A 15,092-nucleotide genomic window follows, 5' to 3' on the forward strand; every position below is an offset into this window, starting at 1 on the left:
CTGATCGATGGGTGATGGAACCGAACTCGGCCGGGTACGCGGGCTGGGCTCCGCGCGGACCGGCGCGCACCACTGGCTGATCCAGCGCTTCACCGCGATCGGCAATATTCTCGGCGGCCTGTTCCTGGCGTTCGGCCTGGCACTGCTGCCAAGCCACGATTTTGCGGCGATGAAGGACTGGGTCGCCAGCCCACTGCCCGCACTGGTGCTGGCGCTGTGGGTGCCCAACGTGTTCTGGCACGCGCGCCACGGCCTGCAGATTCTGGTGGACGATTATGTCCACGACGCCGGCAACCACCTGGCGATCTCCATCGTGCTGAACATCCTCGCCGTCGTGGGCGCCGGTCTCGGCGTTCTCAGCATCATCCGCCTCGCCCTGTCAGGAGCCGCCTGATGGCGACCGCAGCTTACAAGATTATTGACCACACCTACGATGTCGTCGTCGTCGGCGCCGGCGGATCGGGCTTGCGCGCCACGATGGGCGCCGGCGAAGCGGGGCTTCGCACCGCGTGCATCACCAAGGTTTTCCCCACCCGTAGCCACACGGTGGCGGCGCAGGGCGGCATCGCTGCCAGCCTGGGCAACAACACGCCGGATCACTGGACGTGGCACATGTACGACACCGTCAAGGGGTCCGACTGGCTCGGTGACCAGGACGCGATCGAGTACATGGTGCGCGAGGCACCGCAGGCGGTGTACGAGCTGGAGCACGCCGGCGTGCCGTTCAGCCGTAACGAGGACGGGACGATCTACCAGCGTCCGTTCGGCGGTCACATGCAGAACATGGGCGAAGGCCCCCCGGTCCAGCGCACCGCCGCCGCGGCTGACCGCACAGGGCACGCGATGCTCCATGCGCTCTATCAGCAGAGCCTGAAGCACGACGCGGACTTTTTCATCGAATACTTCGCGATCGACCTGATCATGGACGGCGGCAAGTGCGTCGGCGTCATCGCGCTGTGCATGGACGATGGCTCGATCCACCGCTTCCGCGCCAAAGCGGTGGTGCTGGCGACCGGCGGCTATGGCCGCTGCTATTACACCGCCACCAGCGCGCACACCTGCACCGGCGACGGCGGCGGCATGGTACTGCGCGCGGGCCTGCCGATGCAGGACATGGAATTCGTGCAGTTCCACCCAACCGGCATCTACGGCGCGGGCGTGCTGATCACCGAAGGCGCGCGGGGCGAGGGCGGGTACCTCACCAATTCCGAGGGCGAGCGCTTCATGGAACGGTATGCGCCGAGCGCGAAGGACCTCGCCAGCCGCGATGTCGTCAGCCGCTCGATGGCGCTCGAAATTCGCGAAGGCCGGGGTGTGGGTCCGAACAAGGACCACATCTACCTTCACCTCGACCACATCGACCCGAAGATTCTGGCCGACCGGTTGCCCGGCATTACCGAAAGCGGCAAGATCTTCGCCGGCGTCGACCTGACCCGCCAGCCGCTCCCCGTGGTGCCGACGGTGCACTACAACATGGGCGGCATCCCCTGTAACTATCACGGCGAAGTGGTCACGATCGGTGCCGACGGTAACGCCGACACGGTCGTCCCCGGCCTGTTCGCGGTTGGCGAAGCGGCGTGCGTTTCAGTGCACGGCGCCAATCGCCTCGGCTCCAACTCGCTGATCGACCTGGTGGTCTTCGGCCGTGCGACCGGACACCGGCTGAAGGAGCTGATCACTCCCGGCACCGCTTTCGAGGAACTGCCCAAGGACAGCGCGGAACTGGCGCTGACCCGGCTCGACCACTTCCGCAACGCCAGCGGGGGCACCCCTACCGCGACGATCCGCAAGAACATGCAGCAGGCGATGAGCCGCCATGCCGCGGTGTTCCGCACCGACGAACTGATGAAGGAAGGCGTCGAGCAGCTGGAGACGATTTATCGCTCGATGCAGGACATCGCGGTCACCGACCGGTCGCTGATCTGGAACAGCGACCTGATCGAGACGCTGGAACTCGACAACCTGATCGCCCAGGCGAACGTCACGATGGCGAGCGCCTACAACCGCAAGGAAAGCCGCGGCGCCCACGCGCACGAGGATTTCCCGGAGCGCGACGATGCGGGCTGGATGAAGCACACCGCCAGCTGGTTCACCGGCTGGGGCGGCACCGGCGGGTCGGTCAGGATCGATTACCGCCCCGTGCACGAGTACACGCTCACCGACGACGTGGAGTACATCAAGCCCAAGAAGCGGGTGTACTGACGGAAGCCTTCGTGGGGCTTCGCGCCGGCTGGCTGCTCGGCGGCGCGCTGGCCGTGTTGGCCGGATGCGCGTCGGTTGACACCGGGCCGCGGCCGACCGTCCGGCTGCACCCCTTCTATGCCCAACGCATCGACGCTGGCGGCATTCCCGTGATCGGGTCGAACGCGGTGCCGGCAGCGGCGCTCGCGCGCGCGGCAGGGCTGATCCGGCAGATGCTCGCCCACCGGCCCGACCTGGCGCGGTGGCTGGTGGCCAACGGCTATCGCGTGGCGATCATGGCGGAAAGCGAGGCGACGACCGACTTGCCGGAGCAGGCGGGCTGGACCCGCCCCGACCGCTCCGACCCGCGGCTGACCCAGTGCGAACGCAAGCATTACGACACGCGGGTCGGCGCTCTGACCGATCGGGAATACTGGAACGCGCGTGCGCGGGGGATGGCCGGCCCGCTGACGAGCGCCGCCGCCGAGGATGTCCTCGGGCTACGGTCGAGCCAATATTACGGTGAGACGATCCTGGTTCACGAATTCGGGCACAATGTCCTCGCCGCCATTCGCGCGATCGACCCGGTGCTGTCCGCGCAGGCGGATGCCGCGTTCGCCGATGCGCGGTCGGCGGGGCGGTGGAAGGACGAATATGCCTCCACCACGATCGATGAATACTGGGCGGAAGGCACCCAGTTATGGTTCAATTCGAACAAGCTGGCGGCGTTCGGCGGTCGCATCATCCTCAACCACAGCGATCTGGCCGAGTACGACCCGGCGCTCTACGCGGCACTCGGCGCGGCTTACGGGGATCGGCATCGGCTGGCCGGCGATCCGTTCTGGATGTCGCCCGCACGGGTGCCAGCCGGGCCGATCCCGCAGGATACCGCCGAGGTATGCTAGGCTGCGTTGGCTTGCGACGCAGCGCGGGCGAACAGGCGGGACGACAGCACCCACAGCGCGGTGAAGAACAGGTCGATCACCGCGGTGAAGTGTCCCTCGATCAGATGCAGCGCAAGGAACGCTAGCTGCAGCACGGCCATGAAGCGCATCGCCCATGCCAGATTGCGCGCGCTTCCCGCGACGATAGCCGCGCTGAGAGCCGCGATCACCATCGCGATGTAAGTCCAGTTGGCGGGATCGTCCTCGCTGCCGATGATGCCCACCGCAACCGTGATCCACAGCTGGAGGAACCCGCAAGCCACCGCCACCACCACCGCCGCGCGATAGGCGATGTTGCGGCTGGCGCGCGCCGCGAGTTCGAATAGGCCGCCGATCAAGCCGAAGATGACGGCGGCGAAGACGAAGTCGCTGACCGTCCAGTGCACGCCGGAATTGGGAAACTGCATGGCGATGGCGGGCACTGTCAGCAGCAGGGCCGCCGTCACCCAGCCGCCGATGCGCAGGATGCGGGTCGTGCGGTCGCTCATCAAGGTGGATTCGGTCATGTCGGCTCACTCCGTTTCAGAAGATCCCGCCATCGGCCGCGGCGGGGGTGAGCGTCATGAGCGGAAGGTGAGCGCTCGCTGAAAAGCGCTTTAGCGGCCGCTAATCCGCAAGCGGCGCACGACGAGCAAGGCGCCGACCACGCCCCCGGCGAACAGCGCGCCTTCGATCACAGTGGCCAGCGCGATCATCCATTGCGGCTCCCCGGCTGACGCCAACATCGCCCCCGCGCGGCCCATTCCAAGGCGGGAGTCGGGGAATTGCTGCGCCAGTTCGGCCAGGCTGCCGGCCATGAGCTTGCCCCCCGTCGCCACCAATGCCACGCCCGCTATCGCACCAGACAGCAGGCCGGTCGCCGCGCCCAGAACCTGCCGCTCGTATCCCAGGCGCATGGCGGTTGCGAAGGACACGCCTACGGCCAGTCCCATGACAGCTCCTTCCGCAGCGCCAGTCACCGCGCCGGGTGAGCGTCCGAACAGCAGCTCGAACAGGTCGGTGCCGATCATGTGAGCCACCGCGCCGACCAGCAGGCCGCCCGCCGTCCCGCCGAGCGCGGCCCGCCACACGGCGTCGCCGCCCCGCCGCATCAAGGACACGCCAAGACCGACCGCGCCGCCTCCAGCCAGTCCGAGCAACAGGTTCATGCTGACCAGCACGAGCAGAGTGGAGGCCGTGCCCATCGACGGGCTGATCAGACCCAGCGTGAGGTACAGCAGCCCGCCCACGATCCCCGCGCTGGCTCCCCCCAAAGCAGCGCCCGCGGTGTCCTGCGCGATATCATGCACGACCGGCGGGGACTGTCGCGCGGCAGGCCCCGGTTCCGGCGCTCCGGTCAGCGGAGCGATGAACCGATAACCATGCCGCGGAACGGTTTCGATGAATCGGGGGGCGGCGGCGTCATCATCGAGGGCGCGCCGAAGCGAGCGGATGCACTGGGTCAGTGCCTCATCCGTCACGGGGATGCCGCGCCAAACCTCCTGGTGGAACCGTTCCTTGGTGACCAGCCGCCCGCCTTCGCTCACCAGCAGGGCGAGGGCATCGAAATAGCGGGCGGATACCTCCACCGGTTCGCCGGCGCGCAGCAGGCGGCGATCGGCCGCATCGAGCACGAACGGTCCGAAGGAAATCGCAGGCTCGGTCATGCCACGTGCGGATAGGGCAAAAACCCGCCGCTGCCACCCACTCTTGCGATCGCGCTGTCGACAGCGAGGGCGCGAACAACTTTCTGCTTGCCAACGGCTCAGCGACGAGCAATATTTACACACGTAATCGTTGAGTGAGTCGAGGCGCCGGGAGGACAGCCGTGAGTGACGAGACCGACCCAAGGCCCGAACGCATCAGCGAGGCCGAACACGCCGTGATGGAGGCGTTGTGGGACAAGAGCCCGCTCAGCGCCGCCGACGTGTGCGACGCGGTTTGCGAAGATCGCGGATGGTCGATGCCCACCGTCAAGACGCTGCTCGGCCGCCTGGTAGGCAAGGGCGCGATCGACACCACTCCTGATGGCCGCCGCTTCCTCTACACCCCGGTCATTGCCCGCGCGGATTACGTAGGCAGCGAATCGAAGCGCCTCGTCACGCGCCTCTTCGGAGGCCGCGCAGCGCCCCTGATCGCGCATCTCGCGGAGAACGAAGCGCTGACAGAGGAGGATCTCACTGAGATCGAAGCGCTGTTGAAGGAGCTTCGGCGATGAGCTGGCTGCTCGACACCCTCGTGTGGACCGGCGTGCTGATCGCCGCGGTCCTGCTGATCCGCCGGCCGGTCGCCCGGCAGTTCGGCGCCAAGGCGGCTTATGCGCTGTGGTTCCTCCCCCTGCTGCGCCTGGCGCTGCCGCCGATCGTCCTGCCCGCATGGCTCGCACCGGCGCCCCCGGTGGCCGAGACTATGCCGGCGAGCGTGGCGGTCGCCGCCGTGCCCATGGTTTCCGAACCTGTCGCCAGCGCGGCCGCTTTCGACTGGAGTGCCTTGATCGGCGCGCTGTGGCTCGCCGGGGCGGTTGGTTACATCGTGCTGCGGCTCGCCTCGTACATCCGGCTGCGGCGCGAGTTGTTCCGTGACGCGCGAACCGTTGGACAGACGGGCTCCATTCGCTTGATCGAGACGCCCGCAACCCGTTCGCCGCTCGCGTTCGGCGTCTTCAGCAAGGTGATCGCGCTGCCACACATCAGCGTCGGCGCGAAATCCGGGTCACGCGCGTAGACCATGAAACCCGGTTGGACGGGCGTTCCTTGAAGGAACTGGAGGGGCTCGCAGCGCGCCTCAGTCATCTGGGTAAAGAGATCGAGCAGTCGATCGTAGTCCCGGAAATCGACGTTGAGCGGATTACTGCCGAATCGCGGCGCGCTGCACGTGTCGCCTCCGCTGTCGCTCCGCACGCCGCCGCTGGCGCTGCGCGAGCCGCCGCTGTCGCTCCGCGAGCTACGGCGGTCGCGGTGAAATGCGATAGCCAGGAAGCAAATGGCACGCGCGCTGCCAGCATGTGCCGCCGGATGGCGACAGCTCACGCAGTCAGCGGACTTCGCGCTGCGCGAGCGCAGATCGCCCGTCAGCGCGACATGAGCGAAGAAACCCGGGACACGATTCTCGATCAGTTGGACGATGAGATCGAGCGGCTGCAAGCCACTCGCTGAGCCGTCCCTGACCGTGGTGCGCGCGGCCTTCCACCCGCGTCAGCGTTTGCCGACCGCTTGCACTACGGGTTCGGACACGAACGACGTCTGCTCTGCGACCGCGACAGCCGTCGGGCCGGGATCGGCACTGCCACGGGGTACCGGCTTGGCGGCGACCGTTCGCGTGAAGGCGGGGCGGGCGGGATAGGCGCAGCCTTTTTGCTCGCCCAGGCCCTTCAGGTAACCCCGCCGGATGGCTCCCGCATAGATCGCCGATTGCAGGGCGCGTTCTTGGTCCGCCGCGCCGCTCAACTCACGCAGGATGCCGCGGAATGGGATGAACGAGGCGACCACGCTCTTCGCGATGCGCCCTGTGCTCAGCCGGTCCCCCTGCACCCGTGCGACATCAAGGTCAGGGCCCAGGGTCAGGTCGAGGTTGGCAATCGCCGCCTCGATGGCACGGCAGTCGGTCAGGCCGGTGTTGGCGTACGGATCGACGGCCGCCGCCACGAGCACGGCCGGAAGCTCCTCCCGCGCCAGATTGAGATCGTTGAGCGGCGTCATGGCCACGTCCTCAACATCGGGAGAGCGTCCGATTGCCGTCTCCTGCGCCTCTCGCGCCGCTAGCGGGGCAGCAGACGCCAGCGCGGCGAGTGCCAGGATTGGCGTGCGCAACACCTCAGCCGACCTGAACATAGCGGTCGCACACGGTGTCGTCGCCGCTTTCCAGCCCGGCGCGCAGGGCCGCGCTGCGCTGGGCACTGGTTCCGTGGGTGAAGTTTTCGGAGCTTACCCGGCCGCCTGTCAGCCTGTCGTCGCCGATAGCGCTCGCCGCGGTCATGCCCTCTTCGAAATCGCCGGGCTCGATCAGGTTGCGGTTCTTGCCTGCCCACACGCCCGCGTAACAATCGGCCTGAAGCTCCATGCGCACCTGCAGCTGATTTGCACCTTGCGGGTTCTGGCTTTGCGCACTGCGGATTGCGTCAGCCACCCCCGTCAGCTTCTGGATGTGGTGCCCGTACTCGTGCGCCATGACGTAATAGCGGGCAAAGTCGCCGCCGGCGCCCAGTTGCTGCTGCATCTGGTCGTAAAATCCGGTGTCGATATAGATACCTTCGTCCGCCGGGCAGTAGAACGGACCCATGGCGGATGAGGCGCCACCACACCCGGATTGGGTGCCCCCGGTGTAGAAGTGGAGCGTGGGCTGGCGAAACTCGATGTTGGCGGCCTGGAACGCAGGCGCCCAGGTCTGGTCGAGCGACTGAAGCGCGTTGCACGCTTCGGTAGCGTAAGCGTTCTGCGTGCACAGCTGCTCGACCGATTGCGCAGACCCATCACCCTGCTGGACTGTGCCCGCGCCATCGCCCTGCATTCCGCCGAGCATGGATGTCGGATCGACCCCGAACACCAGTGCCGCGATCAGCGCGATGACGATAGTGCCGCAACCGGCGCCTCCGCCCACGCCGCCGGGGAAACCGCCGCCGCCGCCACCGCGGACGTTGATGCTGGATGGATCGAACCTGTTGAGCCGCATGCGCTCTCCCCCGCTGTGACGCCCCGTTCTCTCGTGCGGAGCCGTGATATGGCTGGACAGTGCCCACGCGCTTCGCGAAGGCACGTGTCGTGGCCGTTGGCCGATCAATTCTTCTGGGGGTGCAATGTTCCTGAACGGCAAGCGCGCGCTGGTCACCGGCTCCACTTCAGGCATTGGCCTGGCCATCGCGCGAGCGCTGCGGGCCGAGGGCGCGGAAGTGGTCCTGAGCGGCTTTGGTGACGAGCAGGACATCGCCGACCTGCGTGCAGAACTGGACGCCACGCACGTGAAGGCTGACCTCACCACCGAAGACGGGTGCGCGGCGTTGATGGCCGGCGCGGGGCCGGTCGACATCCTGGTGAACAACGCGGGCATCCAGCACGTCTCGCCGGTGGAGGAGTTTCCGGTCGACAAGTGGAACCTGATCATCGCGCTGAACCTGACGGCGGCGTTTCACACCACCCGGCTCGCGGTGCCGCACATGAAGGCGAAGGGGTGGGGGCGGATCATCAACACCGCCAGCGCGCACTCCAAGGTCGCCTCGCCGTTCAAATCCGCATACAACGCCGCCAAGCACGGGCTCGACGGGTTCACCAAGACGGTGGCGCTCGAAGTCGCGCCGCATGGCATCACCGCCAACTGCATCAGCCCCGGCTATGTCTGGACTTCGCTGGTCGAGAACCAGATTCCCGACACGATGGAGGCGCGCGGGATGACGCGCGAGCAGGTCATCAACGATGTCCTGCTGGTGAAACAGGCGACCAAGAAGTTCGTGCAGCCGGACGAGGTCGGGGCGATCGCCACGTTCCTCTGCCGCGACGAAGCGCAAAACGTCACCGGCGCCAACTGGAGCGTCGACGGCGGTTGGACCACTGAATAGATTGGCAGCGGGAATTCTCCCTCGCACACTCGCACAGGGGCCAACGATGCGCGCCGCGTTGCTGCTGATCCCGGCGACGGTGCTGCTGGCGGTGACCGGCTGCACCACCGTGTCGCCGGCGTCCTCGCCGCTGTCGCGTGACAACGCCGCGATCCAGGCGGCGCTGGCCAGGCATATCGGCATTCTCGCCAGCGACGAGTTCGGCGGCCGGCGGCCGGGCACGGAGGGTGAGGCGCAGACGCTCCGCTACCTGGCGCGCGAGTGGCAGGCGGCGGGTCTCGAATCGGGCACCAACGATCCCGCCAACCCGTGGTTCGCCCCGGTGGAGCTGGCGCTTAGCCTGCCGGAGCGCGGCACTGCGCGGTTTACTGCCGGGGGTCGAGCGATTCCGCTGGCCGCTGGCGACGCAGCGGTGTTCACCAGCGCCCAGCGCGGCCTGGTGGAACGTGCGCCCGTGGTGTTTGTCGGCACGGCGGGCGGACAACTCGACCGGTCGGTCCTGGCGGGGCGGGTTGCGGTCATGCTGTGGGATCACGAAGGGCAGGTCGAGCAGCGCAACGCGCTGCTGAGCGCGGGCGCCTCCGCCGTGCTGGCCGTGGTGATGGACGAGCGGGAGCTGGCGGGGCTGACGGCCAACCGCCGGCGTGGCAGTTACCGGCTGGGCGGTGCGGACGATGGCGGGGCCATTGACGGGTACCTGTCGCGCGCGGCCATGAGCACCCTGGTGGGACAAGAGCGCTGGGCGGCCCTGCTGCGGGCGGCTGGCGAAGACGACTTCCGGCCCACCCCGCTCAATCTTTCGGCCACGCTCGAGGCCACCTCCATCCCCGGAACGGTGCGGACCTACAACCTCGTCGCGCGGTTGCCGGGCCGTCGTTCCAGCGCCGGCGCGGTGCTGGTCCTGGGACACTGGGACCACTTCGGCACCTGCGCCGAGCCGCCCGCGACCGATCTCATCTGCAACGGCGCGGTCGACAACGCGAGCGGGCTTGCGGTCATGACGGAACTCGCCCGGCGCCTTGCCGCCGGTCCCCGGCTGGAGCGCGATGTCTATTTCCTCGCCACCACGGCGGAGGAATGGGGCCTGCTCGGCGCGCAGGCGTTTGCCGAGAACCCCCCGATTCCGCTCGACACGATCGTGGCGGCCTTCAACCTCGATACGGTCGCGGTCGCGCCTGCGGGAAGCCCGGTGGCGATCGTGGGCAAGGGGTTGACCCGCCTCGATCCCGGTATCCTCCAGGTGATCGCCCAGATGGGGCGCAGCGAAAGCGACGAGCGGCTGGCGCAGGATTATGTCCGCCGGCAGGACGGCTGGGCGCTGTTGCAGCGCGATGTGCCCGCGGTGTCGGTCACCAGCGCGTTCGCTCTGCCGGGCCCGCTCGGTCGCTATACCGCCGAGCACTATCACCAGCCGAGTGACGAGCCCGCGGGCGTGGAACTGGGCGGAGCGGCCGACGACCTGTTGCTGACCGCAGCGCTCGTGCGGCATTTCGCCGATCCGGCACGCTGGCCGGGCGTTGCGGGAAAAACTCCCGCCGCCCCCTAGCCGCTGGGCGCCACTCTCGTTAGATGGGCCGCCACCATTCCTCCGGCGGAAAGCACCGAAGTGGCGCACTACGACATCCCCCTTGGCCTCACCTTCGACGACGTGCTGCTGCGTCCGGGCGAAAGCGACATCGTGCCGAGCATGGCCGACACCCGCACGATGCTCACCCGCGGGATCGCGCTCAACATCCCGGTGATCTCCGCGGCGATGGACACCGTGACCGAAGCCGACATGGCGATCGTCATGGCGCAGCTGGGCGGCATCGGGGTTCTGCATCGCAACCTTGAGCTCGAAGAACAAGTCGCCGCGGTGCGCGCGGTCAAGCGGTTCGAAAGCGGCATGGTGGTCAACCCGATCACCATCAGCCCCGACGCGACCCTGGGCGAGGCGCAGGCGCTGATGACCGCCAACCGGATCAGCGGCATCCCGGTGACCGATGGCAAAGGCAAGCTGTGCGGCATCCTGACCAACCGCGACGTGCGGTTTGCGGAGAACCCGGGCCAGCCGGTCAAGGAACTGATGACGCGCGACAACCTTGCTGTCGTCCCGCTCGGCACCAGCCAGGAGGAGGCGCGCCGACTGCTGCACCAGCGGCGGATCGAAAAGCTGCTGGTGGTGGACGACGCCTACAAATGCGTGGGCCTGATCACCGTCAAGGATATCGAGAAGGCGGTGAACTATCCCGCCGCTACCAAGGACGAGAGCGGACGGTTGCGCGTAGCCGCCGCGACCACAGTCGGCGACAAGGGGTTCGCCCGTACCGAAGCGCTGATCGCTGCCGAATGCGACGTGGTCATCATCGACACCGCGCACGGACATAACAAGGATGTGGCGCGCGCAGTCGAACGCGCCAAGATGCTATCTAACTCGGTCCAGATCGTGGCTGGCAACGTGGCGACGGCGGAAGCGACTCGTGCGCTGATCGACGCCGGGGCGGACGCGGTCAAAGTCGGCATCGGGCCGGGATCTATCTGCACCACCCGGGTCGTCGCGGGCGTGGGCGTGCCGCAGCTTACCGCGGTGCTGGAATGCGCGGAGGAAGCGGCACGGTCGGGCGTGCCGATCATCGCCGATGGCGGCCTGCGCACCAGCGGCGATGCGGCCAAGGCGCTTGCCGCCGGCGCGGCCTGCGTGATGATCGGTTCGTTGCTCGCGGGCACCGAAGAAAGTCCGGGCGAGACGTTCCTGTACCAGGGCCGCAGCTACAAGGCGTATCGCGGGATGGGCAGCGTCGGCGCGATGGCGCGCGGGTCTGCCGACCGGTATTTCCAGCAGGACGTATCCGCCTTGAAGCTGGTGCCCGAAGGGATCGAGGGGCAGGTGCCTTACAAGGGACCGGCGAAGGACGTGGTCCATCAATTGGTCGGCGGGATCAAGGCCGCGATGGGCTACACCGGCTCCGCCACGCTAGAGCAATTGCGGGACAAGGCCCGCTTCGTGCGGATCACCGGGGCGGGGCTCGCAGAGAGCCACGTCCACGACGTCGCGATCACGCGCGAGGCGCCGAACTACCCGACCCGATGACCGTGCGCGAGCCCGGCCGATGACTCCTGCTGCGCGCGTTCAGGCGGCGATCGAGTTGCTCGACGCCGTCATCGAGGCGGCGCGGTCTGACGGCGCGCCTGCCGACCGCCTGATCGCGGACTATTTCCGCGCCCGCCGCTACGCCGGGTCCAAGGACCGCCGGGCGGTGCGCGAGCTGGTATACCGCGCGATCCGGGTGTCCGGCCCCGTTCCTGACAGCGGCCGCGCCGCGCTGCTCGCGCTGGCTCGCGATGACGAGGCGATCGCGGGTTTGTTCGACGGCTCGGCGCATGGGCCGGCACCGATCCGTGAAGGAGAGCCGGTTGCCCGGGGCGGTCTTGCGCCGGACTGGCTTGCCGCGCTGTTGGCCGCGTCGGGAGTCGACGGGAAGGATGCCGCCGCTTTGCTAGATCGCGCGCCGCTTGATCTGCGGGTGAACACGCTCAAGGCAGCGCGCGAGACGGTGCAACTGCCCGTTCCCGCGCACGTCACCGACGCGCCGAACGGTCTCCGCGTGGAACCGGGCGCGCCGGTCGAAAGCTGGGACGCCTTCCGGGATGGACTGGTGGAAGTGCAGGACACCGGCTCCCAGTTTGCCTGTCTGGCCGTGGCCGCGCAGCCGGGTGAAACGGTGATCGACCTGTGCGCCGGGGCGGGCGGAAAGACATTGGCGCTGGCGGCGATGATGGACAATCGCGGGGTGCTGATCGCCTCCGACAGCGACCGCAATCGCCTGTCCCGGCTTGGCCCCCGGGCCGAGCGGGCCGGCGCCGGCATGATCGAGACGCGCTTGATCGATCCGGGCAAGGAACTCGCCATGCTGGCCGAGTTTGCCGGCACAGCCGACGCGGTGCTCGTCGATGCGCCATGCTCGGGCACCGGCACCTGGCGGCGCAATCCGGAAGCGCGCTGGCGGCTGACCCCCGAACGCCTCGCCCGGTTCGTTCCTGTGCAGGAGCGGCTGCTCGACATCGGCGCGCAGCTGGTGCGTCCGGGCGGAAGGCTGGTGTTCGTGACCTGCTCGCTGCTCGACGCCGAGGGAGCGGATCAGGCCGAAAGCTTCCTGGCGCGGCACCCCGGGTGGGTGCCCGACTCGCTCGATCTCCCGCTTGGTAGCCCGCGCGGGAAAGGATGGCGGCTGGCACCGTTTGCAGATGGCACGGACGGCTTTTTCATCGCACGTCTCACTCGCCCGTGGTAACAATGCCGCCGATGGCCAGGCCCGCTGAACAACGGATGCGTGATCAAAGGACGGGCCTGAAGGAGTTGCTGATGCGTTACGCCGTTCCCGCCGCCGCCCTTGCTGCCGTTCTCGCGGTGACCGCCAGCGTCGGGCAGGGAAACGACCACGTAACCGATCCGCGTGCCGCCGCGCTGGTGGCGCAAGGACGCGCGAACCTGGCGGCGGGTGAGCTTGAGAAAGCGGTCGACGCGTTCGAAGCGGCGCTGACGATCGATCCGGCCGCGACCCCGATCTTCCTCAACCTGGCGGAAGCCGCGCGGCTCAATGGATTGCAGGGCAAGGCGATCCGTTACTATCGCCTCGCGCTGGAACGGGAACCGGACAACCTTGCCGCGCTGTCGGGCGAAGGCGCCGCGCTGGTGGAGAAGGGCGCGGTCGAAAAAGCGCGCCGCAACCTCGCCAAGCTGCAGTCGATCTGCGGCGATCGGTGCGCGGAAACCGCGGAACTTGCCGCCGCCATCGCCAAGGGGCCGCAGCAGCGCGTCCTCACCGCCGAAGCGGTCATGCCCGACGCGGTGGTGACCCAGCAGAACTGAGCGCCCGCGCGCCGGGTCAGACCAGCGCGCGAAACCCTTCGACCACCGCGCGATAGACGCGCTTCTTGAACGGCACGATCAAGTCCGGCAGGTCTTCGGGATCGACCCAGCGATATTCCGAGAATTCCGGTTCGCTATGAAGATCGAGGTCAAGCTCCTCTTCAGCGCCGTTGAACCGGGCCAGGAACCACACCTGCTCCTGCCCGCGATACTGGCCGCCCCATAGCTTGCCGATCAGTTCTTCGGGCAAGTCATAGCGCATCGGCTCGTCGAGCCGCCCGATCAGTGACACCGACTCCGCGCTGACACCGGTCTCCTCGGCCAGTTCCCGCAAGGCCGCGTCAGCCAGATCCTCGCCCGGATCGACGCCGCCCTGGGGCATCTGCCACCAGTCGCCTTCCTTGGTGTCGATCCGCTTGCCGACGAACACCTTGCCGTCGGGATTTACCATCATCACTCCGACGCATGGGCGGTAACCGAGCTCAGCCACGGTGTCGTTCCAGCATCAGCTTGACCGCCGCCACGAACGATTCGACGTCGCCCTGTGCGCTTGGCACCGCCTTGCGGATGGTGATGAAGCCGTGCACGTTGCCCTTCGCCTCCAGGTAGATCACGTCGACCCCGTGCTGGATCAGGTGCGCGGCGTACTCGCGCCCCGAATCGCGCAACGGATCGAGACCGGCGGTGATCAGCACCGTCGGCGGGCTGGCCGCATGGTTGTCGTGCAGGATGGGATAGTTGCGCTTGTCCTGCGGGTCGGCGGCGTAGCTGCTCGAAAAGAACCCCATCGTCCGGGCGGTCAGCAGGAAGCCTTCGCCAAAGCTCTTGAAACTGCCGGTCTCCTCCACGGCGCTCGCCACCGGGTAGATCGGAGCCTGCAGGATCACCGGCACCTCGGCCGGGCGATCGGACAGCGCCTGCGCGATCACGATCGCGAGGTTGCCGCCCGCGCTGTCACCGGTGGTGATGAGGCCGGTGGCTTGCCGGCCGAGTTCGGCGGGGTTGGATGCCACCCAGCGGGTCGCCGCCTCGCAATCCTCCGGCGCCGCGGGGAATGGCGCCTCGGGCGCGAGACGATAATCGACCGCCACCACCGGCAGGTCGAGGCCGATCGCCAGCTCGGTGCAGAACGCATCGTGCGTTTCCAGATCGCCGATCACGAAGCCGCCGCCGTGAAAGAACATGACCACCGGCCTGGCCTCGCGATTGTCGCGCGCGTCATACAGCCGCAGCGGGATTTCACCGGCGGGTCCGGGGCACGACAGGTCGCGCTTCACCGGCAATTCGCGCGGATCGACTTCCGCCAGCGATTTCATCGCGACGTAGCCCGCGCGCGCCTGGTCGACCGGGATTTCGTCCATCTGCGGACCGCCGAGCTGTTCGAGCATCGCCAGGAAGCCGCGGACGTCATCGCGCACGTAGTGTTCGGTATCGGCCATCCTCGGGTCCCTTTATGCAATCGGTTGCGTTGGAGGATGATTAGCGCTGGCCGCCCGCTTTTCCACTCGACATTTTCCCGTGGGAGGAGAAAAACTTGGTTGTGGGAGAGTTGGTCGCTGCCTAGCTGCCAGCCGACAAGAGCGCCGCGTGG

17 protein-coding genes are annotated in these 15,092 nt (G+C 67.7%); 11 read left to right on the forward strand and 6 right to left on the reverse strand.

Features of this window, described 5'->3' with window-relative positions; translation table 11 throughout:
- The first annotated feature begins 7 nt into the window (after positions 1–7).
- Genes sdhD through E0504_RS19770 form a run of 3 tightly spaced genes read left to right on the forward strand, consistent with a single transcriptional unit; the run spans position 8 to position 3,086 of the window.
- Positions 8–394 (forward strand): succinate dehydrogenase, hydrophobic membrane anchor protein, encoded by a 387-nt coding sequence (gene sdhD, locus E0504_RS19760; RefSeq protein WP_131625440.1) that lies wholly within the window; start codon positions 8–10, stop codon positions 392–394.
- Positions 394–2,202, forward strand: coding sequence for a succinate dehydrogenase flavoprotein subunit (gene sdhA, locus E0504_RS19765; RefSeq protein WP_131625441.1), 1,809 nt, complete (start codon positions 394–396; stop codon positions 2,200–2,202). Before sdhD ends, sdhA begins: the two co-directional genes overlap by 1 nt.
- Positions 2,203–2,213: 11 nt before the next feature.
- The gene (locus tag E0504_RS19770; RefSeq protein ID WP_207974515.1) at positions 2,214–3,086 is read left to right on the forward strand and encodes a hypothetical protein; all 873 of its coding nucleotides are present in this window, start codon (positions 2,214–2,216) and stop codon (positions 3,084–3,086) included.
- On the opposite strand, the gene E0504_RS19775 is transcribed toward E0504_RS19770, so the two are convergent.
- Together E0504_RS19775 and E0504_RS19780 are read right to left on the reverse strand one after the other, a co-directional pair.
- Positions 3,083–3,631: a hypothetical protein gene (locus tag E0504_RS19775; protein WP_131625442.1), complete on the reverse strand. Its 549-nt coding sequence runs from the start codon at positions 3,629–3,631 to the stop codon at positions 3,083–3,085. The two genes, E0504_RS19770 and E0504_RS19775, sit on opposite strands and share 4 nt — an antisense overlap.
- A gap of 90 nt (positions 3,632–3,721) precedes the next feature.
- The gene (locus tag E0504_RS19780; protein ID WP_131625443.1) at positions 3,722–4,771 is read right to left on the reverse strand and encodes a transcriptional regulator; all 1,050 of its coding nucleotides are present in this window, start codon (positions 4,769–4,771) and stop codon (positions 3,722–3,724) included.
- Positions 4,772–4,932: 161 nt separating this feature from the next.
- Here E0504_RS19780 and E0504_RS19785 point away from each other — a divergent pair, with 161 nt between their 5' ends.
- The 3 genes from E0504_RS19785 to E0504_RS19795 are packed head-to-tail and all read left to right on the forward strand — an operon-like array spanning position 4,933 to position 6,259.
- Entirely contained in the window at positions 4,933–5,322 is a 390-nt protein-coding gene (locus E0504_RS19785; RefSeq protein ID WP_131625444.1) for a BlaI/MecI/CopY family transcriptional regulator, read from the forward strand.
- Positions 5,319–5,828, forward strand: coding sequence for a M56 family metallopeptidase (locus E0504_RS19790; protein WP_131625445.1), 510 nt, complete (start codon positions 5,319–5,321; stop codon positions 5,826–5,828). Before E0504_RS19785 ends, E0504_RS19790 begins: the two co-directional genes overlap by 4 nt.
- Before the next feature lie 29 nt (positions 5,829–5,857).
- On the forward strand, positions 5,858–6,259 hold the full coding sequence (locus E0504_RS19795; RefSeq protein WP_131625446.1) for a hypothetical protein: 402 nt from the start codon (positions 5,858–5,860) through the stop codon (positions 6,257–6,259).
- A gap of 39 nt (positions 6,260–6,298) precedes the next feature.
- Here E0504_RS19795 and E0504_RS19800 read toward each other — a convergent pair whose 3' ends face one another.
- Positions 6,299–6,802, reverse strand: coding sequence for a hypothetical protein (locus tag E0504_RS19800; RefSeq protein WP_207974516.1), 504 nt, complete (start codon positions 6,800–6,802; stop codon positions 6,299–6,301).
- 115 nt (positions 6,803–6,917) lie between these two features.
- On the reverse strand, positions 6,918–7,772 hold the full coding sequence (locus E0504_RS19805; protein ID WP_131625447.1) for a neutral zinc metallopeptidase: 855 nt from the start codon (positions 7,770–7,772) through the stop codon (positions 6,918–6,920).
- 124 nt (positions 7,773–7,896) lie between these two features.
- Here E0504_RS19805 and E0504_RS19810 point away from each other — a divergent pair, with 124 nt between their 5' ends.
- The 5 genes from E0504_RS19810 (at position 7,897) to E0504_RS19830 (ending at position 13,501) form a co-directional block, all read left to right on the forward strand.
- The gene (locus E0504_RS19810; protein ID WP_131625448.1) at positions 7,897–8,652 is read left to right on the forward strand and encodes a 3-hydroxybutyrate dehydrogenase; all 756 of its coding nucleotides are present in this window, start codon (positions 7,897–7,899) and stop codon (positions 8,650–8,652) included.
- Between the two features lie 46 nt (positions 8,653–8,698).
- Complete coding sequence (locus E0504_RS19815; protein ID WP_131625449.1) at positions 8,699–10,198, forward strand: M28 family peptidase; 1,500 nt, start codon at positions 8,699–8,701, stop codon at positions 10,196–10,198.
- Between the two features lie 60 nt (positions 10,199–10,258).
- On the forward strand, positions 10,259–11,722 hold the full coding sequence (gene guaB / locus E0504_RS19820) for an IMP dehydrogenase (protein ID WP_131625450.1): 1,464 nt from the start codon (positions 10,259–10,261) through the stop codon (positions 11,720–11,722).
- 19 nt (positions 11,723–11,741) lie between these two features.
- A complete protein-coding gene (locus E0504_RS19825; protein WP_131625451.1) occupies positions 11,742–12,923 on the forward strand; it encodes an RsmB/NOP family class I SAM-dependent RNA methyltransferase in 1,182 nt (393 codons plus the stop codon).
- A gap of 71 nt (positions 12,924–12,994) precedes the next feature.
- Positions 12,995–13,501: a tetratricopeptide repeat protein gene (locus E0504_RS19830; protein WP_131625452.1), complete on the forward strand. Its 507-nt coding sequence runs from the start codon at positions 12,995–12,997 to the stop codon at positions 13,499–13,501.
- Positions 13,502–13,517: 16 nt separating this feature from the next.
- Here the strand turns inward: E0504_RS19830 and E0504_RS19835 are convergent, their stop codons facing one another.
- Positions 13,518–13,955, reverse strand: coding sequence for an RNA pyrophosphohydrolase (locus E0504_RS19835; protein ID WP_373693918.1), 438 nt, complete (start codon positions 13,953–13,955; stop codon positions 13,518–13,520).
- Between the two features lie 28 nt (positions 13,956–13,983).
- Positions 13,984–14,940, reverse strand: coding sequence for an alpha/beta hydrolase (locus tag E0504_RS19840; protein WP_131625454.1), 957 nt, complete (start codon positions 14,938–14,940; stop codon positions 13,984–13,986).
- Positions 14,941–15,092: the final 152 nt, after the last annotated feature.

It is taken from the genome of Parafrankia sp. BMG5.11, assembly GCF_004337455.1.